The organism is Leadbettera azotonutricia ZAS-9, from assembly GCF_000214355.1.
Classification (GTDB): domain Bacteria; phylum Spirochaetota; class Spirochaetia; order Treponematales; family Breznakiellaceae; genus Leadbettera; species Leadbettera azotonutricia.
This window is the reverse complement of record NC_015577.1, coordinates 2,053,278-2,074,794: the sequence shown is the minus strand read 5'-3', so window position 1 is coordinate 2,074,794 and position 21,517 is coordinate 2,053,278. Positions and strand designations below refer to the sequence as shown.

The following is a 21,517-nucleotide window of genomic DNA, read 5'->3' as shown; positions in this document are numbered from 1 at the left end:
TCTCTTTATAAATTATCGGAAATTATATACCTTTTCTCCATACCATGCTAAATTATAATGATGAATTTACGGGAACCCTCTCTTCCGGCAGGCTGGTACCCCAGGAATCTCCACGAAATTGAAGAATTCCTAAGCCCTTTTTCAAAGGGCAGCCCTTTCTCAGGGGGCAGCCCTTTCTCAGGGGGTGCAGCAGATGCTCATGCATATGCTGCCATCAGCCCTCACGCAGGCTGGTTCTTTTCCGGTATCACTGCGGCGGCCTCTGTTTCAAGCCTTGCAAAGGATGCCGACACTGTGGCAATCATTGGTGGCCATCTCCCTGCGGGCGTCCCTATGCTCCTGGCTGAAGAGGATGGGGTAAAGACGCCTTTCGGCACTATGAATATGGACCGCAAGCTGCGGGATTTTATCCGGGCCAGGGTTGAATCCAGGCCGGACAAGTACAAGGACAATACTGTCGAAGTCCTTATCCCCATGGTGCATTATTTTTTCCCCAAGGCTCAATTGCTTTGGGCGAGGTTTCCGGCAGATTCCCGGGCATCTGAATGGGGTTGTATACTTGCCGAAGCCGCAAAAGCCCTGGGGCGGAAATTGGCAGTCCTGGGTTCTACCGATCTGACCCATTATGGAGCTAATTATGGATTTTCGCCCATGGGGATGGGCAAAAAAGCCCTTGATTGGGTGCGCGGCACTAATGACGCTGCTTTTATCAAGGCTGTGCTCAAGGGGAATCCCGATGAGGTTCTTGCCCGCTCTGAAGAGGATGCCTCCGCCTGTTCTGCAGGGGCAGTCCTTGGGGCTATGGGCTTTGCTTCCCAAAACGGTTTAAAGCCGAAATTACTGGATTACCGTACCAGCGCCGAGGCTTTGGGTGGCGAAACCCCTGAGTCTTTTGTAGGCTACGCTTCCATCGTGTATTTATAAGGCGGAATCTATCTCTTTGATGCACCAGGCTTTTGTTTCTTCAATGAGCTCGTAAGGCTTCAATAATGGCATTCTCCGTTTAAAGGCAGCCGCAGCAGGGAGCAGGGTGGTGAGTATGGTTTGTTCCTCATCTTTGAGATCTTTCCCGATGGGGGGAAGGGCTTCAATTGCCTGCCTGTAGAGGGCAAGGAATTTTTCCGCCTTCATGCGGGCGGGGCCCTGGGAAAAGATGCTTAGGTCCCGGCTCATGGCATAGGTCCTGTTTTTGGCGGCAATATTGATGGGCGCCCCTATGCCCATGGCAGGGATTATTTCGGGGTTCATCAAAAGGCTTTTTCCTTCAAGCTTCTCACGGTAAAATTTTAATGATTTTGTTTCGTAATACCAGGAACCATCGGATTTTATTTTCTTTTCCAAAGGGCTTCTGTAAAGAAAATTTGAATGAAGCGATTCAAGTGAAGAAAGCCTGTTCTGGCGTATTTCAAAATACGGGTGAATATATGTCCCCCTGGCGTAACTAAGGCCCGACGGGTATGAGAAATCCGCGCCGTAGACTTCGATTGCCTGGGCGCCCAATTTTTCTGCCAGGGAAAGCGCGGCATAGGTGACATTGGCGCCTGATGTATCCAGCTCGGGAAATGAGCGCCATGCCCTGGAAATATACCTTGTAAGGGGATGGCCGCCCGAAAAGAAATGGGGTTCTTTTGAGCGTGACGCTATCAGGGGAGGGCTTGCCAAATCCAGAAAGAGGAGGGTTTCTTCAGGAAGCCCCTCCATGAAATGATAATAGGAAATATGCTGGCAATCTATAGAAACCACCGCATCAGGTATAATGCCTTCTGTTACAAGCGCAGGGAGGCTTGTGTCTGCGGCTATCAGAAAAAAATTCTTGCGCTTTTCTTTTATTTCCGGAATTTGAATATTGAGCGAAGGCCCTGCGGCGGCAACAGCAGCCCTGCGTATGGGCGACAGGGGGCTGGGGGAGTTTTCTGCTTTTTTAAGGTTCCGTATGACATTGGAAAACCAGCGGGTGCCAAAATAAGCCTGGACTGAATAGTCGGCGGAGATTTTTTCCAGTGCCGATTCAACAGCCTCCCCTGCGCCAATAAAAGCTTCTTTTTCATATTCAGTCCTTGCCCTGAGAGGGAAGGTCCTGATTCCTCCCGAAAGCACGGGCTGGTAAATATCGAGTATGTATTCTTCAAGGATTTCAGGGTCGGGATCAACCAGGAGATGAAAACGGGGATCCTGAAACAAGGCAACATAATCTTTTGACGCAAGAAGTTCAGCAACACTGTCAATGTTGTATTCAATGACCAAAACAAGGGATGTTTCTTCCCTTTCAAGGGCTGCCTGGGCCGAAAAACCGCCCCCCAGACCCAGGAGCATAACGAGGCCTTCATTGCCAAGGGTTTCCATGAGCCGTTTGCCTTCCCGTTCGGGATCAATCAGGGAATGGAGGGGGTGGGCCGAGCCCGAAGCATCCACCCGGGCGGGAATGGTTTCACCGCTCCGGGATTCGAGGAAACGGTAATACCCCCGGGTGGTCTCGGCCGCAGAAAGCCTTGAACAAAGGGAAGCGTCCTTGCCTGATAAAGCCAGCATGTTTCGTTCAAATAAATACTGTCTATTCACGTCCCTGCCCCCAATAAGGTTTAAGCACCGCCATTAGGGATTCTCCCAATTCATCCAGGGAAATGGGCGCTTCTTCAGGGCAAAGTAAAGGGCACAATTCTTCTATAAGCCTTGCAGTGTACAATGGGTTTATCAATGCGGATTTTAATATCTTAGCCCCCGTTTTTGCGGGATTTTCGGGGAAACTAAGTGTTTTTGTTTTAATAGGGGAAAGGGAATTTCCTTTTGCTTCAAGGGCTTTGCCAAGGGAGGAAACAGCAAGATTTTCAAAAACAGGATTGTTCGGGCCAAGGGAATAAAGGCGCTTGGGATAGGCTTCAAGTTGGGTTTTAAACCAGGATGCATAGATAGAATGGCTTCCCCCTGTTTTTATATCCTCGGAACGGCTGAAAATTTGCGAATAAAAAGGGTTAAGCCGGCAGGATTTTTCTTCCCAAAGCATATCAAAACTGTAAGGCCTGGCATGGGTTCTGATATCCTTATTTGAAAGATCCACACCGGTAAAAAAAACAGTGCCCCTGGTAAGATAAAAAGCAAGATCCAGTGCCGTAGCCGTGACAGTCCCCCTCTGGGCCAGGCTGATATAGGGTATCCCAAGGCCTTTTAAAACAAGATCCTGCCAGAGGCTGGAGTCGCTGATCGTCAAGACAGGGGATTCCCCGCATTGGGAGGGCAGGGCTGCGCTCAACGAAGCCGCAATAGCCTGGTTTGACGCTTCCCCCCTGAAACATTCATGGAAGTGGAGCAAAGCCCAGTTTCCACCGTCAGTGCCAAGCACTAAATCAGGTTTTATGCCTGCCGCTTTCAACGATGCAACAGAAGATGATACAGCCAGCACAAACAAGGCTGAACGGTTTTCACGTATTAACGGAATAGTGTCTTCAAGCCCGGGCCCTGCGCCTGTCATGACTATGGGGAAATCCAGAGTTACGGGAAAAACAGCCTGGCCAATTATATTGATATTCCTGAAAAAATTTTTAAACCATTTCAAACCAAATGCTTTTACTGTCCTGGCATTAGCATCAATACGCTTAATAAATTTTGCAGCTTCCGAAAGCAGCTGCACATAGGATTCCCCATAAAGACTGAGGCTAGGCCTCCATTCAATTACCTTTATTTCAGCTCCCTCTAAATCGGGAATTTCGCTTTCCAGGAATTCTTGCAGGGAAAGTTGTGATTCGGGCAGCCAGGAAGCATCGGGCCGGTTCTCTTTTGGATAATTCCCGAATTGGGCAGGATTGGCAGCATGCAGGGCCAAGATTTTCGCCTTCTGATTCCTCTTTCGCAACAGGGGAACAAGGTACCCTAATCCCGGTTCAATTAAAAGAAAAACTTTTACTTTTGGATTAAATGCAAGAGTGTTAAGGTATTTTTCCGCTTCCCCATGGGGATTATAGCGGGAATGTAAGGACTTTATATTCCCCTGTTGCATGGCCTAAAGGAAGGGTTGCAGGGTTTTTAAGGCTTCTTCGGGGCTGTCTGCATCGAAGGCCGCCAGGATATTTGTCTTAAGGCTGTTTTTTAGCCTGTGGGCTATTAAATCTCTGTCCGCCTGCCTTGGTATCAATATAAGGCTGTGGTTGGAAGGAAAGGGGGCCGCAATGCCAAAAAGGGAAACCATATGCGAAATCTTCAGGGGAACCCCCTTTTTATCTTCTTCGTTGATGGTTTTCGGCAGCTCTACAAGAATCCCCGAAAAAGCAGGATTGGTTTTATGGTATTGCTTTATAGTTGCTTCTATCTCATCTGTCTTGGAAGCGCTGCTTCTTTCAGCGGAAAATTTTGAATCCCTCTGAATGATTTTGTCTATTTGAGGGTTGATAATATCCTGAATGCCTTCAAGGATTATGGCTATGGGTTCGGGGTTAAAAAGCGAGGCACCATCAGCCCCCAATAGCAGCACAGCACCCCAGGGGTGTTCTTTGTCTAGGGGAAAGATCCAAATGGAGATATCAGAATCCAGGTACTTTACTCCAAGTGTTTCGCTTTGATCAAGCTTGAAGTATTTGGATGAAGCATTTTGAGGGGTATACAATTTTTCTGCATCTATATTGATTTTTTCAATGCCCAGGCCAACAGAGGCATAGCTTGTATAAACCCCCTTCCTTAAGGAAAGGCAGATGCCAGCCTGAAAAGAGCTATAGGCTTTCATCAGGCTTAAAGCCGTATAAGGGGCTGTCTTTTTCGGGGGAAGCCTTCGTATCCTGTCGCGGAGGGCTTTTCCCATTTGGTCCAAATCGGCAGCAGGCTGGGTATCTATGCTTGCTCTGTCCGCTTTGCTTAAAAGCCCCATATTATACAAGCCCTAATTCTTTGAAGAGTTTTTTATAGGTGTCGAAATATTGGGAACGGGCAAACTCTTCTATTTTTTCATCAGGCAGGGATTCGAGAAGCTGATCCATATAGGAAAGCACGGTTTTGAGTTCCTGCTTAAGATGGGAAGGTATGCCGCCGGGGCCCGGACTGTCGTCGCTTGCTGCATCGGCAGTCACTTCTTCGATTATATCTTCCACCGCAGTTTCATCGGGAATGGCAAAATCATCCGGGGTCAGGGCATCGTCGTCCGCGCTGACTTCAGCATCACCCTGGCTTTCGTCAGCTTCCACCACAAAGCCTTCCGGGATCAATGCAAGATCCTCTTCCGCGTTTTCCGCAGAGGCAGTTTCATCATGAACAGCTTCAGGGGAAACAGGGATTTCCTCCTCTTCCTCCAGGGGGAATTCGATCTCCTCGCCGGCATCAAGGCTGAATTCTTCTGTTGGAATTTCCAGTTCTTCAAATGCTTCTTCAGGCTCTTCGGCAGGAGTGGTTTCGCTGTCTTCCAGCCCTATATCAAGATCAATGGAAATATCGTCCAGGGAAGGTTCCTCGATGGGGTTGTCCTGAATTTCTCCGGAAAGATCAGGCTCATCGATTACTGCTTCCGAAAGATCGAGGGATTCTTCATCAAAGGTTTCACCGGAAAGGGGATCCTCTTCGAGGTAGCTGGTGTCCTGGGGCTCCGGAGCAGGAGTCATGGGCTGGGCCCCTTCTTCCTGAAGCTGCTTAAGCTCATTGGGGACATCCAATTCTATGGGTTCGATGGATTCTTCGAAGCTGTCGGCGATACCGGGGCCCATGTCATCGAGACCCTGATCAAAGGCGGTTTCACCGGCAAGTTCGTCAAGGTCAGTCTCTTCCAGGTTTATATCCAGATCGAGGTCGTCTATTGTCTCCTCGGGAGACTCCGCCGGAATTTCGGCGGGCGGTTCGGCAGCTTCCTCGATCCCTAAATCATCCAGATTGAAACTTTCGTCCGTGGCATCCGCCCCCGCTTCTTCCGTAAAATCCGCGGTATTGAGGATATTGTCCAGCTCATCGCCGGTAAGCGAAATGGTCTCGTCTTCTTCTTCATCAAAGAAGCCGCCTTTTATCTCAGTGTCTTCGACCTCATCGGTCTCCTCGACATTGAGGATGGTGTCCATCTCGTCCCCTGTGAGGGCTATTTTTTCGTCGTCTTCTTCCTGATTGAAGAAGCCGCGATCGGCAGGACTGCCGGATGGGGCGCTTTCGGTTTTGAAGCCTGCAAAATCTTTTTTAAGGGAGGACAGCTCGGTCCGTATGGAGGCAAGCTCGTTTGCGATCTTCATGAGGAGCTGGGTAGAAAGCTCCTGGGAAGCAGATGTTTCCCCATGCCCTCCGGCAGGCTCGGCGGCAGCTTCGGGAAGCGGCTCTGAAAGCTCGGGCTCGTCCAGGGAAATCGACTCGTCAAAGGAAGCATTGTCGCCCTCGTCCGAAAGATCGTCAAGGGAAACTTCGGCAAAGCCCAGGTCCGCGCTTTCGTCGCTGGCTTTTTCAGTGGTTTCGTCGGCAAAATCCTCAAAATCCATTTCAGGAATTTCCATGTCCAAATCAGAAGAGCTGTCAACGAGGTCCAGGCCGTTATCTATTGCCGGCGCCTCGTCTGTTTCGTCTTCCGTGATTTCAGCTTCTGGCACGTCAAAAGCGGAGAAATCATCCCCTGCGGGGAGATCCAGATCAGGCAAATCCAGATCGGCCAGCCCGTCGGAATCTTCAATATCAATTGATTCCTCGTCAGCCGTTTCTTCTGCCTCAGGCATGTCCGGGGTAATGTCCGTAAAATCCGCTGATATTTCGTCAAAAATATCGGTAGATCCTACATCGGTTTCGTCCAGGGCTTCCTGGCTGTCGGCCCCCGAAGAGGACAGATCCTGAGGTTCGCTCTTGACCCAGACCCCGTATTCGTCCAACTCATCCGAGGACCCTATGGTTCCCCGATCGTAGTATATTGATGGTTTTTTGTCATTTGCCATGAACCGCTCCCGCTTTTATGATTACAGTTATAGTGAATATCGGCTACTCCTATTATAAAGCTTAGCCCGAGCTTTTTCCTGTTGTCAATCCTGCAGCGATGGCTCAAGAAACAGGGAGAAGTATCCGTTAATTGAGATAATGAGAGCAGCAAAATACCTCATCGCCCTCTGGGTTGGGGTCCTTATCTATGCGCTTTTTTCCGCAAATTCAGGGCCCAAGGGCTTCAGGGCCTACAGCCAGCTTGAAGCTGAATTGGACAAGGAAAAAGCCAATGTTGAAGAGCTGATGGTTATAAACCACGATCTTGGAAACACCAAAGACGCCCTGCTCTACGACAGGGATACCCTGGCGGTCTATGCCCGGGAACAGGGCTTTGCCCGCTCTGACGAAAAGTTCATACGCATAGTGGGCCTGGGCAATACTCCTAAAATGACAGCTTCTCCAGGCCGCATAGTGACCGCCATACCCCCGGAGCATACCCCCGACAGGTTTTTGCGCATTTTTTCCTTTTTCGCGGTCCTTACATTGCTGATTTGTTTTGGCGCCTACGACTTCCTCAATTACCTGAAAAGCAGATAAAAAATTACCGCATGCTCCGGGTCCACTTGGTATCCCTGGAGGCTTCGGGGTTTATTTCCACCAAAAGATTGCCTTCAACCTTGGCCTCTGCCGAGATCTTGACCCCTTTAAGGTGGGCGCCCCCCGAGTACAGGTAGAGTTCCCAAACCATAGGGCCTGCCTCGGCGCTGAGCTGCTTTGCCACCCCGTAGGGCAGGGGATAATAGTAACGCTCGGTATTGGGCGAATTTTGGCGTACCTTAAGGGTGTTGTTCTCGATGGTATAGCTAAGGTTCATTTGGGCCCCCGAGGAGAAGAAAGCCACACCCCGGCCGCCCTGCTGGAGACGTATCATCTCAATGCCCGATTCCCCCCGCCAGGTACCGATTACAGCTGTTTCAGTGATGGGCTCGGGGCGTTCGGCAGGGGCCTCTTTAGCCTCTGGGGAAGCTTTTGCGGCCATCACCGGGGAGGAAAATACGTTTTCCACCAGGGAGCGGGCTTTAAGGGCCAAATCGCTTGCAGTGCGGTGCACGGTGGTGGAGCTTAGGGTATCCCCCGAGACGGTATTGTGGACTTCCAGGGTGAAGATCCTGCCATCAGGCTCGAGGTATATGCTGCCGGTCAGCACATAATCGGGGGCTTTTGTCCATGTATCGGGCAAAGCCCCTGTGCCGGAAAAATCCTGGGGCAGGGAAGAGTCAAAAAAGTTTACCACATCCCCAAAATCGCTGAGGTAGGACTGGATAAGGGATTCGATGAAGCGAGTTTCTTCTATGCCTATGCCCTTGGTAAAAAAAGGGCTGAACCGGATTATCGGCTTGGATTCCTGCGAGTATGCAAGGAACGGAAAAAAAACCGCCGCCAAAAATGGCAATAGCCTTTTTCTCATAAATTTAATTTCTGCTACGATACTATCCCCATTCTCTTAAAAAAACAATGCTATTGGCGGGTTGGTGCAAATCAGCTAGTGGTGTCTCCTGAATTCCCTGGCTAAATCCCGCTCAACATCCCTGTCCCGAATATCGGCTCTTTTGTCGAACATCTTTTTGCCCTTGCAGAGGCCCAGTTCAACTTTGACCCGGCTTTTCTTAAAATAGAACGAAAGGGGTATAAGTGTATAGCCCTTTTCCTCGGTTTTGCGGGCCAGCCGCTTTATCTCGTCTTTATGGAGGAGGAGCCGCTTCTTCCTGTCAGGATCATGGTTGAATATGGAGGAAAAGGGGTTTTCAGCCACCCTGAGGGATCTGAGCCAGACCTGCCCGTCCAGTACCTCGGCCCAAGCGTCGGGGAAGGAGATTTTCCCGTCCCTAAAGGATTTGACCTCTGTCCCCTCGAGTTCTATGCCGCATTCATAGGTATCGTCCACGCTGTAGTCGTGCCTTGCCCTGCGGTTTGTGGCAATGATCTTGATCCCCTCGCTCATGGTTTTGCCCCCAGTGCCGGCCTGAATGAGACAAATGCGGAGCAGGAATAAGGGGGCAGGGAACCCCGGGTTTCGGTAGCCACGGAGCCTGAGGGGCTAATCCAGGCGCCGCCCTTTACCGATTTCTCAGGCGACAAATTATTGGAAATTGATGCAGGGTCGGGGAAAAAATCCAGGGGTGCGTAGGAATCCTCGCACCATTCCCAATAAGCCCCCTGCATGCCAATCCCGGCCCCGGCAGCATACTCCCATTCAGCCTCCGTGGGGAGCCTGGCTTCCCATTTTGAATAGGCGGGGGGAAGTTTGGCAGTGAGCCATTGGCAGAATGCCCTGGCAGCGTGCCAGGAGATCCCGGGAATGCCGGCCGCAGGAGGATTGCGGTTCAGATCCTGAAACTCCGCCACTTTGAGGTAATCGGAGTTTACAAGGCCCTGTTTCATCAATTCTGCGGTATTTTCCTGCCGCCACTTTGGGTTTTCATTCAGAAAAAGATCCCAGACCGGGGCGGTGATTTCAGTTTCGGCCAGGTAGAAATTTTCGACTTTTGCCTTATGGGGAAAGGCGCCGGGCTGGACAAATTCGCCGCCGGAGATTTCCTTGAAGTTGAGGCCCAGGACAGCAGGCCCGTTGCTGGTTGCAGCCCCGCCTGGGTTGCCCAGGGTCGAAGCATAATCGACTTCCCCCATGTACCAGGATGATTCTGCGATTTCCGAGCTTGCATTATCCTGGAGCGTGTCGGCCAGCCATGCGGCAGAGCCGGGGTTCGCCCCGAGGAAAGCAAGGATATCCTGGGCGGAAGAAACAAGGCTCAATGGCGAAGGGGAGAGGCCCTGATTGTCCAAAAGGAATTTGGCCCTCGCCAAATCCCTGAGACTTGCGCGGGTTACGGCGAACCTGGCGGATGCCCTGAGGGTCTTATCCATTGCGTCAAAGACCGCCCCGTTGGAAGCTGAAGGGCCTAGGCGGTATGCACCCTCCGAAAGGCTCAAAGGAATTTGATAGGATGCTGTAGGCTCGCCCGCAAAAGTCCAAGCCGCAAAATCAGCAGCCTCGTTGACAAAAGCGGCAGCAGGGTCAAGGGGCTTAAGCTCTGCCCTAAAGGGAAGCTTCAAAGGCGCAAAAAGGGAGGCAAAGGCGCGAGATTTTATTTCAAGCTCGACGCGGTAAGGCTCAAAACCGGGAAGCACCGCTTCGACGCGGTGAATGCCCCTGGGGACAAACACGCTGCAGGGGGCAGCGGCCATGTAAACACCGTCCACCCTTATGGCTGCGCCGAAAGGCTCTGAATCAACAACCAGCACGCTGCCGGGTTTTGAAATCCCCGGATAGAGGAGGGCAAAATAGAGGATCAGGACGATAAGCACGCTGTAAATTCCCGCCAAATAAATGCCGGGGCGCATGCCCAGGAAAGGTTTTAAATGAACTTTGTCTTCTTCATGTAAAGTTGTATCAATTTCCTCTGAGACGGGCTTTTTGGAAGGCATGGCTAGAATTATAGGAGAGGGGCTGGATCTTGTCAACGATGGCTGTTCATGGTATTTTCTATAATAGATGATCAGGGAAATTGATTTTTTTGACCGCCTTCAAAGGGCGACCGAGGTTTTTCTTACTGCCCGGCGCAGGGAAAAACGCATCAAAAAGGAAAAGCAGAAGGCCAAGAACTTTGTTCTTGATTGGCTCGAGGCCTTTTTATGGGCAGCAGGCGTGGTGCTGCTCATCAATCAATATCTCTTTCAGGCATATCAGATCCCTTCGGGGTCGATGATAGACACCCTCCTTATTGGGGACAGGATCTTTGTCAACAAGATAATCTACGGCCCCGAAATTCTTCCCGGCCTGGGCAAGCTGCCAAGCCCGGTGAAGCCTAAACGCAACGATATTATTATTTTTGAAAACCCTTCGTATATTTCCAGGGGTACTGTCTTTGACGTGGCCCAGCGCATCATCTATATGCTCACCCTTTCGTTTGTGGATATCGACAAGGACGAGTCTGGGGAACCCAAGGCCCACTTCCTCATCAAGCGGGCTGTAGGCACGGGCGGCGATTGGTTCGTTCAGGACAAGGGGAATTTGCGCATACGCTTTGCCGGGGAAGATCGCTGGGCAGACGAAAATGATTTTCATGATCAGCGGGGCATGGTGCACAAAATCAGCCGCCTCATGGACGAAAGCGCCTATCCTGCCCTGGAGGCCGCGGGCAAGATTTCAGCCTACAACAACCTTGGCCTTCCTGTCCCCGGATCATTGAATGCCGAAGCTGCTCCGGTGAACAACATACGGTACCCCGATTATATTGCCCATGAGAAGGCATGGCTTGAAGTGCTGCGGGCTGCCAATCCCCAGGACAGCCGCTACCGGTCAAGGCTCGCCAGGCACACCCTTGGCTGGTATGTGCCCGAATCGCGCATACTCCCCCTGGGGGACAACCGGGACAATTCCAGGGACGGCCGTTATTTTGGCCCGGTGAAGACTTCAAAGATACTGGGCAAGGGTTCTGTTATCTATTACTCCTGGCCCCAGCTCGGGCGCATTGGCCCAATCAGGTGAACAATGTTCGGTAAAAAGCGCGGGTATTCCTTCGCAGAGCAAAAAAACCAGCGCCACCGCATACGCTGGATACTCCTCTGGGTATTTGTTTTTTTTGCTGTGTACACTTCCCTCACTTCCCTGGTTTTTTCCATGAGGGTCCTCGAAAATGGAACCATGGAGCCCGGCCTCCATGCGGGGGACCGTTTCATTTTTTCATCCTATAAAATTTATTCCTTTATCCCCGGACCGGATATGGAAAAGCTTCCCTTTAAGCGGGGCAATGTAGTGCTGGTGGATACGTCCCTGGGGAACAAGAGGGGATTTTTCTCCCTTGCCCTTGACGGAGTGCTCCGTTTTTTTACAGCCCAGCGCTTCAGCCTTGAAAGGCAGGGGGAACAGGTTTATCTCAAACGGGTCATCGGCCTTCCGGGGGACGAAATTACCATGACCAATTTTGTAATCAGGGTAAAGCCAAAAGGGGATGCCTACAGTTTTACGGAATTCGAGCTTTGGGATACCCCTTATGAAATTGATATACCCCAGGTTCCTGCCCTCTGGGATAACACCCTTCCTTTCTCGGGCAATATGGAAAGGGTGGTCCTGGGCAGTGACGAATGTTTTGTCCTCTCCGACGATCGCAGCAATACTAACGATTCCCGTACCTGGGGGCCTGTTCCGGTTAAGCATATAGCAGGAAAAGTGCTTTTCAGGTATTGGCCGTTTACAAAGCTGGGGCAGCCCTAGAGCGTGGAGGCTTCGCTTTATGTGCATGTCCCTTTTTGCGCGGGATGCTGCGACTATTGTGATTTCTATTCGGCGCCGGTTTTAAGGCAGGACAAGCGGCTTAATCTTTTTATTGAAAGGCTTCTTGAAGACGCAGCGTTGCTGTTCCGCAGTTTTCGTGTTGATTGTATTCCTACAGTTTATATCGGAGGCGGGACGCCTTCGGTTCTTGGCGCCGAAGGCATTAAGCGGCTTTTGGATGGATTGTCCGGGTATTGGCCGGGAGAAAGCCGCCGGGATTCCCCCCTGGAAATTACCGTCGAGGCCAATCCTGAATCGGCCGGCCGGGACTTCCTCGAAGCCTGCCGTGACGGCGGGGTTACACGGGTAAGTCTGGGGGTGCAGAGTTTCTCCGAAAAAAGCAGGAAGGCTGTGCACAGAGTGGGGGAGGCGGGGCTTCTTACCGGATGTTTGGAATTGGTTTCTGAAATTTACCCCCGCAGTTTTTCTGCGGATCTTATTGCGGGGCTTCCCTTTCAAAACGAGAAGATTTTGCTTGATGATATTGAAAGGCTTTTATCCTTCAATCCCGGCCATGTTTCCCTTTACAGTTTGACTGTCGAGGAAGGCTCCGCCCTGTTTGATATTGTTGCCCAGGGCGAAGACATAGGGCTGCCGCCCCCTGACGAAGCGGACAGCCTTTGGATAAAGGGCAGGGATTTCCTTGAGCAGGCTTGTTTCCGTCAATACGAAGTTTCCAATTTTTCATTGCCCGGCAAAGAATCCCTGCATAACATACGGTACTGGCGCATGGAAAACTGGCTCGGCCTTGGGCCCGGAGCTTCGGGCACGATCTTTGACGATGAGGGGACAGCCCGGCGCTATACGGTCAAGGCTGATGCGGATGCCTGGCTGAAACGCGAAACCTCTTCGGAACCGCCGGAGGTAATAGAAGAGAGTCTCGACAGCCTAACTCTGATGAAAGAGAGCCTCCTTATGGGGTTCAGGTATGTTAAGGGTGTTGACCAGCCGTTATTTAAAAAACGATTTGGAAAAACCCTGGAAGAAGCCATCCCCCATACACTGGAAAAGTGGAATGCCAGGGGGTTTTTGCGGCAGGGCAGCATGGCTCTCAACAGCGGGGGCCTCCTTTTTCTTGACCGTTTTTTGATTGACGCTTTTGATGAAATAGATCAATAATGATACTGAATTAAGGGGGCCAGGATGAACAGGAATGCGATAATTAACGCCATGGAAAAAAAGGCCAAGACCATTTTAGAGAACTCCGCCGAATACATGAAAGACGGCAGGCGGGGCATGATGGTTGTCGAAATCAGGGACGACAAGAACCCTGAGCAGTGGGATTCCACCTGTCGGAGCTTCGGCGTGGTCAGCCGCGATTACGGCTACGAAGGCGAGCTTGTGGTAAACAACGGCGTCAATTTCGACGGGCTGGCCCATGAAAAAATAGCCTTTTGCCGCCGCACAGGCAAGAACTCGGGCACCAACTATTACCAGGTCCTGGGCAATGAATCATGGTGGCTCGGCGCTATCATAAGCGATGACGGCAACTGCATCTGCTCTTTCTCGGGCCTCATGGGCATAGACGACCAGGCCATAGCCCAGGCCGGCATCTCCTGCTACGAATCCCTTAAGCGCACCGGTAAAAGCCTTGTCACAGGCGGCGACGCCGAGCACGAAGGGGAAGAGGACGAAGAAGAGGAAGAGGAAAAATAAGAATTAATTTAACACCAAAGAATGAAAAGTTGAATAGTGCTGCTAATTGGTTTTTATGGAACTGCGCCCATCTCTGCTTTTTTTAATTAAAAACTGCAAACATGGGCGCAGTTTCATTTTTAATGCAGGCAATTTGAATTGGTTTTAAAATCCCCTTGATTTTGGAACCGGCACGGCAAACTGGCGCAAAATATGTTGACAGAAATAACAAAAGGGGCATATTTTATTGAACATATCGATGCTTTAGCGGTCATTCATTGGCTGCCGCGCGCCTATGCAGGCCAGGAGCGCCGCCAGCCCGTACCCGGCAAAAGACGAGATGAGCCGGTCAAGGAGGTTCACCGGAATGCGCGAGCCTATCTCCACGACAATGCCGGGCAGATTTCTTCGTACCAGGGCGAGCCTGAAATTCAGTTCAGGGTCTATGGGATCATGAACCTGTGGATCAAAACCTTTAATGATCAGCGCGCAAAGGCCCCCAAGAACGCTTATAACCAGGCATAGGGCAAAAGACAAAATGACAAGCACAATAGCCCTTCCCATCAGGTCCTGCAGCCACTGGCTTTGCCATTGGCTGGGCCGATGGCCTTGGGGCAGCGGCTTCTCTGCGCCGTCAATATGCAGCTCCTGGGGAAACCAGCGGATAAATACAGCAGTAACCAGGGCTACCGCTATGTTGCAGAGGGCATATAGATAATGAGGAAAACCGTAAAAAAAGATGCTTTGCATAATCAGGTTGGTCAACGCTCCGGTCAGGACGCCCCAGAACACGCCACCGTAAAACGTGACGGTCATGGTCAGCGCCGTATCCAGGTACAGGGGAATGCCCAGCAGGTTCCGTAAAAAATGACCCACCAGGACATTCAGCAAGGCCCCCGCGATGGATACAAAAAACAAAACCGGCGGATTTTTCGTTCTATGGCCGGAAACAGAGTCTGTCAGCATATCCGTATTAAAAACCTTTATAGCCCTTTTGTCCAGTTTTCTGTTATAATAAGATAATGCCGGAAATCCTGTTGCCTTCGGAATTCGATTCATATTTCCGCCTGTTGTGGCTGCTGGTGCTTTTTATCGGTCTGCTTATGGCCTGTCTCAGTTATATCTATCTTGCCATGCGTAAAGCCAGGAAACGGGAATTGCAAAACATGGCTTTTTCTTCTTTGGCGCTGGAAGCGCAGGAAACCGAGCGACGCCGCATTGCCGCCGAGCTTCACGACACGGTGCTCCCGGATCTGCGGGACAACCCTGCCGCCGCCCGTATACGTGAAATTTGCGGCCGCCTTATGCCCCCCGATCTGATCCGGTTCAGCTTGAAAGATTCTCTCAGCTCCTTATGCGACAGCTTTGTCAAACGCACCGGAATCGAATGTATTGTCGAAATAGAAGAAAGCCTGGACTTTAACGGCCTGAGTGACGAACACCGCCTGCATCTCTACCGTATCGCCCAGGAAGCGCTCAACAACATCGGCAAACACTCCCACGCAAAACAGGCCGTGCTGGTCGCCCGGCAGGGCGTCCCGGAACCTGTCGGATTCCTGAAATCCAAAGGATTTCCTGGAAAGGGTCAGCCCCTGCTGTTCAGCATTTCAGATGACGGCCAAGGTCTGCAGAGCAGACCAGGGCTGCGTAGAGAAGGCAAACATGACGGCCTTGGCATGAGTACCATGCGCCAGCGGGCGGCAATCCTTGGGGCGCATATCGACTTTATCAGCGTAGAGGGCAACGGCCTTATGGTGTGCGTTAAAGTGCCGCCGCAGGATAAGCCGTGAACAGCATCGTCATACTTGAGGACCACCCAGTCATGCGCAAAGGGCTGGCCGCATGGTTTGCCGGAACCGGGCACTGGCAAGTTTTGGGCATCGCCGCGGATCTTGCGGAGGCCAGGGATTTGTTTTCAGAGATGGCGGCGCTTCCTGACATCTTGCTCCTTGACATCCAGCTAAGCCCTCATGATGGCAAAACAGAAGACGCCATGGGTCTTGATCTTATCCCCTGGGTGAGGGAAAGGTTCGGCAAAACGCCCCCCGTAGTTGTGTACACCCAGTTTGATGACTACGCCCACGCAAATGCCGCCCTGGGCTTCGGCGTCCGGGGTTATGTCTGCAAATACCGGAACGAGGAAGAACTCGAAGCCGTCCTCCATGCGGTGCTTCAGGGTAAAGTCTCCATAGACAAGGCCGTGGAACCCAAGCTGAAAAACGCCGCAGAAACCCAAAAACTTCTTACCCACCGGGAAGCGGAAATACTCAGGCACTTAAGGGATGGCCAGAGCAACAAACGTATCGCCTCCGCCCTGGGTATAAGCCCCCGCACCGTGGAGAACCTCCTTTCCCGCATTTACTACAAAACCGGCATTGCGTCACGCTCGGATTTGCAGAAGATATAGCTCCGGATATCCTACGCCTTTTGACGCATCTCGTATTCCGCACGGACCTGCCGAATTAACAGGTTCATCTTCATAACTCCCGTATCTGTTGTTCGGTTAACCCGGTTATATCCATGATAAAATCTATATTTGCGCCCTTTCCTTTAGCCTTTTTGGCAACCTCTACCGCTTTCTTTTGCGATCCATCCTCATAGGCGCCCTCAATCTGGGAAATACGGTCACGCCAGGCTTTTTGACGCATCTCGTATTCCGCACGGACCTTTTCGTCCGCGCTCAACTCATACAGGGTGTCTACCGCTTTCCTTATTTCAGGGTTCTTTGCCGCTATCATCTCGAATTCCTCCTTTTGCGTTCCACGCAGAAACTGCATCCATTCCCAGCCGGTGGTACCATCGCTTTTGACTGGGACTTTGGGTAGTTCAAGGGTGTATACTTCTTCCGGTATATCTTCAAAGCATAGCCCGGTTTTTGGATTGTAAAACTTAAAATTGTTCAAATAGCCCTGAACCCCGGGGAAGAGCTCGTAATTGCTTATGCAGATACAGATGACCTTCTGAATGACGTTGTACCGTTCGCCCTTGCCTATCTGCTCTACTATCAGCTTTGATTTATAAAAGGAAAGCCGTTGACCGATATTTTTGATCGGATTGACCTGTATCTCGATATCAATAATCTTTCCGGTCTTTGTCTGAACCTTCACGTCAACGATGCCCAGTTTATCATCCTCGGATTCAGGTTTTAAGTAGGTGTCTAAAAAGGTCAATTCGTATTCTTCATCCGGCAGGGCCACAAAAGCCTGTAATAATGATATGAGGCTGCTCTTATGGCGTTCATCGCCGAAAAGCAGCTTGAAGATCCAGTCATCGGTGGGTGGCAGAATTTCATAATTCATATAACCAGTATACCCAAAAGGGCGGTCAGAATGCAACAAGACTTGCGGATCTCCCACAAAAGTCCAATAGCCCTCCAATTCGTGCGTAACTACCTACAAAACACCCCAAAAAACCCTGCAAATATGAGTAGCTAAACTCACGACAAATATTTTTTATATGGAAAAATAAAATCCAAAAGGAGATTTTGTATGAAAAAGAAATCAATTATTATGGCAATGCTGGTTGGTCTTTTGGCATTGGGGTTGGGGTTGGGGTTTGTTTCGTGCGATAACGGATCAACGGGCGGCGGCGGTAGTATTCCTGCCGAACTAGTTGGAACATGGGGGCTTGCTAGTCCTTATACACAATTTTTCCAGATAAACTCTGATGGAAGCGGAACATGGGGCAATAGCCCCACGGTAGGTTGCACATGGAAAGCGAATTCATCAACACTGACTCTTGAATTAATGGGGACATCCTGCACAGTTGATTGGAGAATTACAGCCGGCAAATTGAATCTTTCAAATGCCAGAAATGGCAGCGGCGTATCCACAGAAATGGCATTTGCGGCACTTAATGGTGTTGCAACTTTGTATCCAAATCTGGACAAATTTATTTAAGGACAGCCATTCAATTTGTGTGTAGTAATGGGACCGATAAATGGATTGCCGTCGGATCTTCCGGCAAGATAGCCAGCTCTCCCGATGGTTCCAGCTCAATTAATGGCATAGCCTATGGGGATGGTCAATTTGTTGCCGTTGGCGCCGAGAGCAAGATGGCGCATTCCTTTACACACAAATGAAGCGCCGGTTTTTGAACTAAGATCCATCCGGGAGGCTCTGCGTCTCCCGGATATTTACATGGTATTGCTTAAATTAAGCAGGTCGCTTTAGACCCTTTTTTAAATAAAATAGGTCTAAAGTGACCTGTTCGTTTCCCTCTGCTTGATCCAAAGAATGGGTTTAAATGCCGCTGCGCCGTTTGCCAATATGGCGTTCACATACGCAGAATATTGAAATTTCGCACAAACCCCCAAAAACTTAAAAAACCCGGCAAAATCTCCGAATTTTTCACTTTTTTCGCAAAATTTCAATGCGCCATGCAGGGCAACACCATATATAAGGTGGAGGCAAACCATGGCAAATAAGATTCTGCACCCCAAGCTTGACTATGTGTTCAAGCTTATCTTCGGCGACTCCTGGAATATTGATATTCTGGAAGCTTTTCTCAAAGCAGCCCTCGACATCCCTGCGGATGAGTATGATGGCCTTGTTATTGCAGACCCCCACCTTAAACCCGAAACCACAGTACAAAAATGCTCTCCGAGCAGCTTAAACGGGGCGAAAGCTGGAACACCGCGGAACGGGTAATCAGTATTATCATTATGAATGAGATACTGGTTCCCGAGGAAGAAAATTATTATAATAGGTACGGACTGTATAACCGGAAGAGCGGGGGGCAGTTTTTGAGGAGCGAGGAAGAGGAGGAATTTGCGATGGTAGCTGAGAAAGACCCTGGGGTAAAGAAAGCTGTTGCGGTACTGATGGAACTGAGCGAGGACGAGCAGGCGCAGATACTGGCTGAGAAACGCCAGATATGGCTTATGGACCAGCATAGCCGTGAGATGCACCAATACAACAAAGGTCTGGAAGAAGCCGAACAAAAGGCAGCGCAGGACAAGGCTAAATTCATGGAAAGCCTGAAAAAGCTGGGCGTTTCCGAAGAACTGATAGCCGCCGCACAAAAGCTGGAGTAAAACCGGCTTAGCGGTAAAAATCCCCCGCCCTTACCCCAGCAGATCCGAAAGCCTTCTGTACGTCTGGTTCACGATGTGCTTCTTGCCGATGTCCACTTCGTCCCCTAATTCGTCGATGAGGGTTTCTACGCTGGAGAGGCTTTCGTTGAGGCTTGTGTGGAAACCCCTTGAAACTTTCATCCAGTAATTTCCGTCCCCGTCTGTAAAGAGGGCAATGAAGCCCAGCTCTTTTTTGATTGTTCCCTTGGGCGTGTTTTTGCCTTTGGCCTTACAGAGAGCCGGGGTCACGAGGAGGGGGAGGGCATCCAGAAGCTCGTCCAGGTTTTCTTTGGAATCGAGGTTCCCCTTGTTGGGCAGTTTCTTGTTCCATGCCTCTTCGGGGTTGAGCGAAGGAGTAAGGGTTAAGATGAGGGAGAGCTTTTCTCCTGGGAGAAGCGAATATTTGCCCCCGACAATGATGGTTCCTTTTAAATTCTTGTAAAGCGACGCGGTTTCCGGGGTGATTTTATCCTTGGCTTTGGAAAGCTTTTCCCAGGGGAGCTTAACTTCCTTCTTGCCCCTGATTGTTTCAATTTCAAAAATTTCATCCCCGATTTTGACATTGTTCGTGAAGTCCCGGGGACGCTTGAGCTTTTCTGACTGGGTAGTCCTTCTGCCCCTGCTGCCTCCAAAAGTTTTGAACAATTCAGGGCTGATTTTTTCCAGGGTCTTGTAGGAGAGGGGCGAAACGGACATGGCGTACATCCGGGTGGTGCGGACGATTTCGCCTGCCACGATGTACTCGGGGTCCATCCTGAACATGACCGAACCGGGATGGATAAGAATGCGGTCCGCAGTAAGACTGCGGTATAATTCCCTTCCCTCCCGGACGCAGACAAACTGTATAAGGCCCCGTGCAATGCAGCAGAGGTAATCTTCTACCGGGCCGCCGCTTAGAACGGGGATTTCCATATCCGACACTATTTGTGCTAATTGGGCAACTACGTTGGCGATTTCTGCCATGGCTTTTTCGTCGAGGTAACTTTTTTCGCAGAACTTCTGCTTGTTTGTCGAATCCATGTAGGAGCGGTAGAGTTTTAAATAGGAAACAAAATCGCCGTCAGGATCCCTGAAACCGTGGTGGGCTTTGCGGGCGTCGGTCTCTTCGCCGGGGGGGAGTATGTAGGGGCTTTGGGTCGAGAGGAAGGCCGCGGCAATGACGGTCTCTTCGGTTACTTCGGGGTATTTTAAAATGGCCTCCACGATGATGCGGGACTGCCTGGGGGGCAGGGGGAATTCGGTCATGAGCTTCCCGGTTCTGGAAAGAGTCCTGTCGCTTTCGAGGGCGTCGAGGAGGTTCAGGGTTTCTATGGCGGCAATAAGGCCCTCGTGGTTGGGCGGGGAGATGAAGTCGAATTCTTCAAAGGCCGTAACGCCCAGGTCGGCCATGCGGAGCACCACTTCCGAAAGGTCGGTACGGTAAATTTCTTCGGTGGTAAAGAGTATGCGGTTTTCAAAATCCTTGCGGTTGTAGAGGCGGTAGCAGGTTCCTTCCCTGGTGCGTCCCGCGCGGCCCCGCCTCTGGTTTGCGGAGGCTTTGGAAATGGGGGCTTCTATCAAACTGGACGTAAAAGTCCTGGGGTTGTAATAGTTGAGTTTTGAAAGGCCCGAATCGAGCACCGCAGTGATGCCGTCTATGGTCACGGAAGTTTCCGCAATGTTGGTGGAGATGACCACCTTGGTCTTGCCTTTTGGAGGGGCTTCAAAAACCCGTTCCTGTTCTTCCTTGCCCAGCCTTCCGTAAAGGGGAACGATATGGAGATAGGGGCCTGCGCTTCCCATTGCGAGGCGGCCCATGCAGTCCTTTATCGTTTTTTCACCTGAGAGGAAGATGAGAATGTCGCCTTCACGTTTTTCGCTTATGATCCGTTCGGTGATGGAGCTGATCTTTTCGAGGAGGGCTTCGGATGCAAGCTGGCTGCCAGCCGAGGCTGCAACGGCGGGGGGATCGTAGATCATGGTAACGGGGTAGGTGACAGAATCAATTTTTACCACCGGACATTCGCCGAAATATTCGGAGAAGACGCTTGCGTTTATGGTGGCCGATGACACTATCACTTTGAATTCTTTGCGCGATTCAAGGACTCGTTTTAAAAGGCCCAGGATGAAGTCAATGTTGAGGCTCCTCTCGTGGGCTTCGTCTACTATGAGGCAGCCATATTTGGAAAGCCATGGGTCGAGCTTCATCTCCTGGAGGAGTATGCCGTCGGTCATGATTTTGATTTTGGTATCCCTGGTTGTTTTGTCTTCGAAGCGCATCTTGTAACCCACTACGCCGGGGACTGGGGTCCCCAGTTGGCGGGCTATGAATTCGCTTACCGAGACAGCGGCTATGCGCCGGGGCTGGGTGACGCCAATGACACCGTTGTTGCCGTAACCCGCGTCCATGAGTATCACCGGGAGCTGGGTGGTTTTGCCCGAACCTGTGGGGCTTTCGACTACCACTACCTGGTTTGTTTCGAGGGCCTTAAGTATGAGGTCTTTATGCTTATAGACCGGGAGGTCGAGATAATTCATACCTTATCATAACCTTATAAACGAATAAGGTTAAGGTGCGGAAGCCTTTATTTCTTTTTCCAAATGTGATATGCTGAATTCATCAATTGGAGGGTAAAACT

Annotated in this window: 21 protein-coding genes; 11 read left to right on the top strand and 10 right to left on the bottom strand. The window is 50.7% G+C overall.

Features of this window, described 5'->3' with window-relative positions:
• The first annotated feature begins 57 nt into the window (after positions 1–57).
• The gene (gene amrB, locus TREAZ_RS09055) at positions 58–924 is read left to right on the top strand and encodes an AmmeMemoRadiSam system protein B (RefSeq protein ID WP_015711537.1); all 867 of its coding nucleotides are present in this window, start codon (positions 58–60) and stop codon (positions 922–924) included.
• Here amrB and TREAZ_RS09050 read toward each other — a convergent pair.
• The 4 genes from TREAZ_RS09050 to TREAZ_RS09035 form a co-directional block, all read right to left on the bottom strand.
• Positions 919–2,559 (bottom strand): 6-hydroxymethylpterin diphosphokinase MptE-like protein, encoded by a 1,641-nt coding sequence (locus TREAZ_RS09050; RefSeq protein ID WP_043923016.1) that lies wholly within the window; start codon positions 2,557–2,559, stop codon positions 919–921. The genes amrB and TREAZ_RS09050 overlap by 6 nt on opposite strands.
• Positions 2,552–3,817 carry a 6-hydroxymethylpterin diphosphokinase MptE-like protein gene (locus TREAZ_RS09045; protein WP_169312626.1) on the bottom strand — a complete coding sequence of 422 codons (1,266 nt, stop codon included), beginning with the start codon at positions 3,815–3,817 and terminating at the stop codon, positions 2,552–2,554. Before TREAZ_RS09045 ends, TREAZ_RS09050 begins: the two co-directional genes overlap by 8 nt.
• Positions 3,818–3,994: 177 nt before the next feature.
• The gene (locus TREAZ_RS09040; RefSeq protein WP_015711535.1) at positions 3,995–4,852 is read right to left on the bottom strand and encodes a hypothetical protein; all 858 of its coding nucleotides are present in this window, start codon (positions 4,850–4,852) and stop codon (positions 3,995–3,997) included.
• 1 nt (position 4,853) lies between these two features.
• The gene (locus TREAZ_RS09035; RefSeq protein ID WP_015711534.1) at positions 4,854–6,872 is read right to left on the bottom strand and encodes a hypothetical protein; all 2,019 of its coding nucleotides are present in this window, start codon (positions 6,870–6,872) and stop codon (positions 4,854–4,856) included.
• A gap of 139 nt (positions 6,873–7,011) precedes the next feature.
• Here TREAZ_RS09035 and TREAZ_RS09030 point away from each other — a divergent pair, with 139 nt between their 5' ends.
• Positions 7,012–7,452 (top strand): septum formation initiator family protein, encoded by a 441-nt coding sequence (locus TREAZ_RS09030; RefSeq protein ID WP_015711533.1) that lies wholly within the window; start codon positions 7,012–7,014, stop codon positions 7,450–7,452.
• Between the two features lie 4 nt (positions 7,453–7,456).
• Here the strand turns inward: TREAZ_RS09030 and TREAZ_RS09025 are convergent, their stop codons facing one another.
• From TREAZ_RS09025 to TREAZ_RS09015, 3 genes are all read right to left on the bottom strand, one after another.
• On the bottom strand, positions 7,457–8,323 hold the full coding sequence (locus tag TREAZ_RS09025) for a TP0183 family DNA metabolism protein (protein WP_015711532.1): 867 nt from the start codon (positions 8,321–8,323) through the stop codon (positions 7,457–7,459).
• Positions 8,324–8,398: 75 nt separating this feature from the next.
• Positions 8,399–8,857: an SsrA-binding protein SmpB gene (gene smpB / locus TREAZ_RS09020; protein WP_015711531.1), complete on the bottom strand. Its 459-nt coding sequence runs from the start codon at positions 8,855–8,857 to the stop codon at positions 8,399–8,401.
• A complete protein-coding gene (locus TREAZ_RS09015; protein WP_015711530.1) occupies positions 8,854–10,341 on the bottom strand; it encodes an SUMF1/EgtB/PvdO family nonheme iron enzyme in 1,488 nt (495 codons plus the stop codon). Before TREAZ_RS09015 ends, smpB begins: the two co-directional genes overlap by 4 nt.
• Before the next feature lie 67 nt (positions 10,342–10,408).
• Between TREAZ_RS09015 and lepB (TREAZ_RS09010) the strand changes: the two genes are divergently transcribed.
• From lepB (TREAZ_RS09010) to TREAZ_RS08995, 4 genes are read left to right on the top strand one after another with little or no spacing between them, the layout of a single operon-like run.
• The gene (gene lepB / locus TREAZ_RS09010) at positions 10,409–11,404 is read left to right on the top strand and encodes a signal peptidase I (protein ID WP_015711529.1); all 996 of its coding nucleotides are present in this window, start codon (positions 10,409–10,411) and stop codon (positions 11,402–11,404) included.
• 3 nt (positions 11,405–11,407) lie between these two features.
• Entirely contained in the window at positions 11,408–12,130 is a 723-nt protein-coding gene (gene lepB, locus TREAZ_RS09005) for a signal peptidase I (protein ID WP_015711528.1), read from the top strand.
• Between the two features lie 3 nt (positions 12,131–12,133).
• Entirely contained in the window at positions 12,134–13,309 is a 1,176-nt protein-coding gene (gene hemW, locus TREAZ_RS09000; protein WP_015711527.1) for a radical SAM family heme chaperone HemW, read from the top strand.
• Positions 13,310–13,333: 24 nt separating this feature from the next.
• Entirely contained in the window at positions 13,334–13,846 is a 513-nt protein-coding gene (locus TREAZ_RS08995; RefSeq protein ID WP_015711526.1) for a hypothetical protein, read from the top strand.
• Positions 13,847–14,089: 243 nt separating this feature from the next.
• Here TREAZ_RS08995 and TREAZ_RS08990 read toward each other — a convergent pair whose 3' ends face one another.
• Complete coding sequence (locus TREAZ_RS08990; protein ID WP_015711524.1) at positions 14,090–14,884, bottom strand: hypothetical protein; 795 nt, start codon at positions 14,882–14,884, stop codon at positions 14,090–14,092.
• Between TREAZ_RS08990 and TREAZ_RS08985 the strand changes: the two genes are divergently transcribed.
• Complete coding sequence (locus tag TREAZ_RS08985; RefSeq protein ID WP_015711523.1) at positions 14,863–15,615, top strand: sensor histidine kinase; 753 nt, start codon at positions 14,863–14,865, stop codon at positions 15,613–15,615. The two genes, TREAZ_RS08990 and TREAZ_RS08985, sit on opposite strands and share 22 nt — an antisense overlap.
• Entirely contained in the window at positions 15,612–16,232 is a 621-nt protein-coding gene (locus tag TREAZ_RS08980; RefSeq protein WP_015711522.1) for a response regulator transcription factor, read from the top strand. Before TREAZ_RS08985 ends, TREAZ_RS08980 begins: the two co-directional genes overlap by 4 nt.
• Positions 16,233–16,302: 70 nt before the next feature.
• Here the strand turns inward: TREAZ_RS08980 and TREAZ_RS08975 are convergent, their stop codons facing one another.
• The gene (locus tag TREAZ_RS08975; protein WP_015711521.1) at positions 16,303–17,124 is read right to left on the bottom strand and encodes an Rpn family recombination-promoting nuclease/putative transposase; all 822 of its coding nucleotides are present in this window, start codon (positions 17,122–17,124) and stop codon (positions 16,303–16,305) included.
• A gap of 189 nt (positions 17,125–17,313) precedes the next feature.
• On the opposite strand from TREAZ_RS08975, the gene TREAZ_RS08970 reads away from it, so the two are divergent.
• From TREAZ_RS08970 to TREAZ_RS18245, 3 genes are all read left to right on the top strand, one after another.
• Positions 17,314–17,724, top strand: coding sequence for a hypothetical protein (locus tag TREAZ_RS08970; RefSeq protein ID WP_015711520.1), 411 nt, complete (start codon positions 17,314–17,316; stop codon positions 17,722–17,724).
• Between the two features lie 516 nt (positions 17,725–18,240).
• Positions 18,241–18,474 carry a PD-(D/E)XK nuclease family transposase gene (locus TREAZ_RS08960; RefSeq protein WP_043923014.1) on the top strand — a complete coding sequence of 78 codons (234 nt, stop codon included), beginning with the start codon at positions 18,241–18,243 and terminating at the stop codon, positions 18,472–18,474.
• Positions 18,420–18,860, top strand: coding sequence for a hypothetical protein (locus tag TREAZ_RS18245; RefSeq protein ID WP_169312625.1), 441 nt, complete (start codon positions 18,420–18,422; stop codon positions 18,858–18,860). The genes TREAZ_RS08960 and TREAZ_RS18245 overlap by 55 nt, the downstream gene beginning before the upstream one ends.
• A gap of 30 nt (positions 18,861–18,890) precedes the next feature.
• Here the strand turns inward: TREAZ_RS18245 and TREAZ_RS08950 are convergent, their stop codons facing one another.
• Complete coding sequence (locus tag TREAZ_RS08950; RefSeq protein WP_015711517.1) at positions 18,891–21,416, bottom strand: helicase-related protein; 2,526 nt, start codon at positions 21,414–21,416, stop codon at positions 18,891–18,893.
• Between the last annotated feature and the right edge of the window lie 101 nt (positions 21,417–21,517).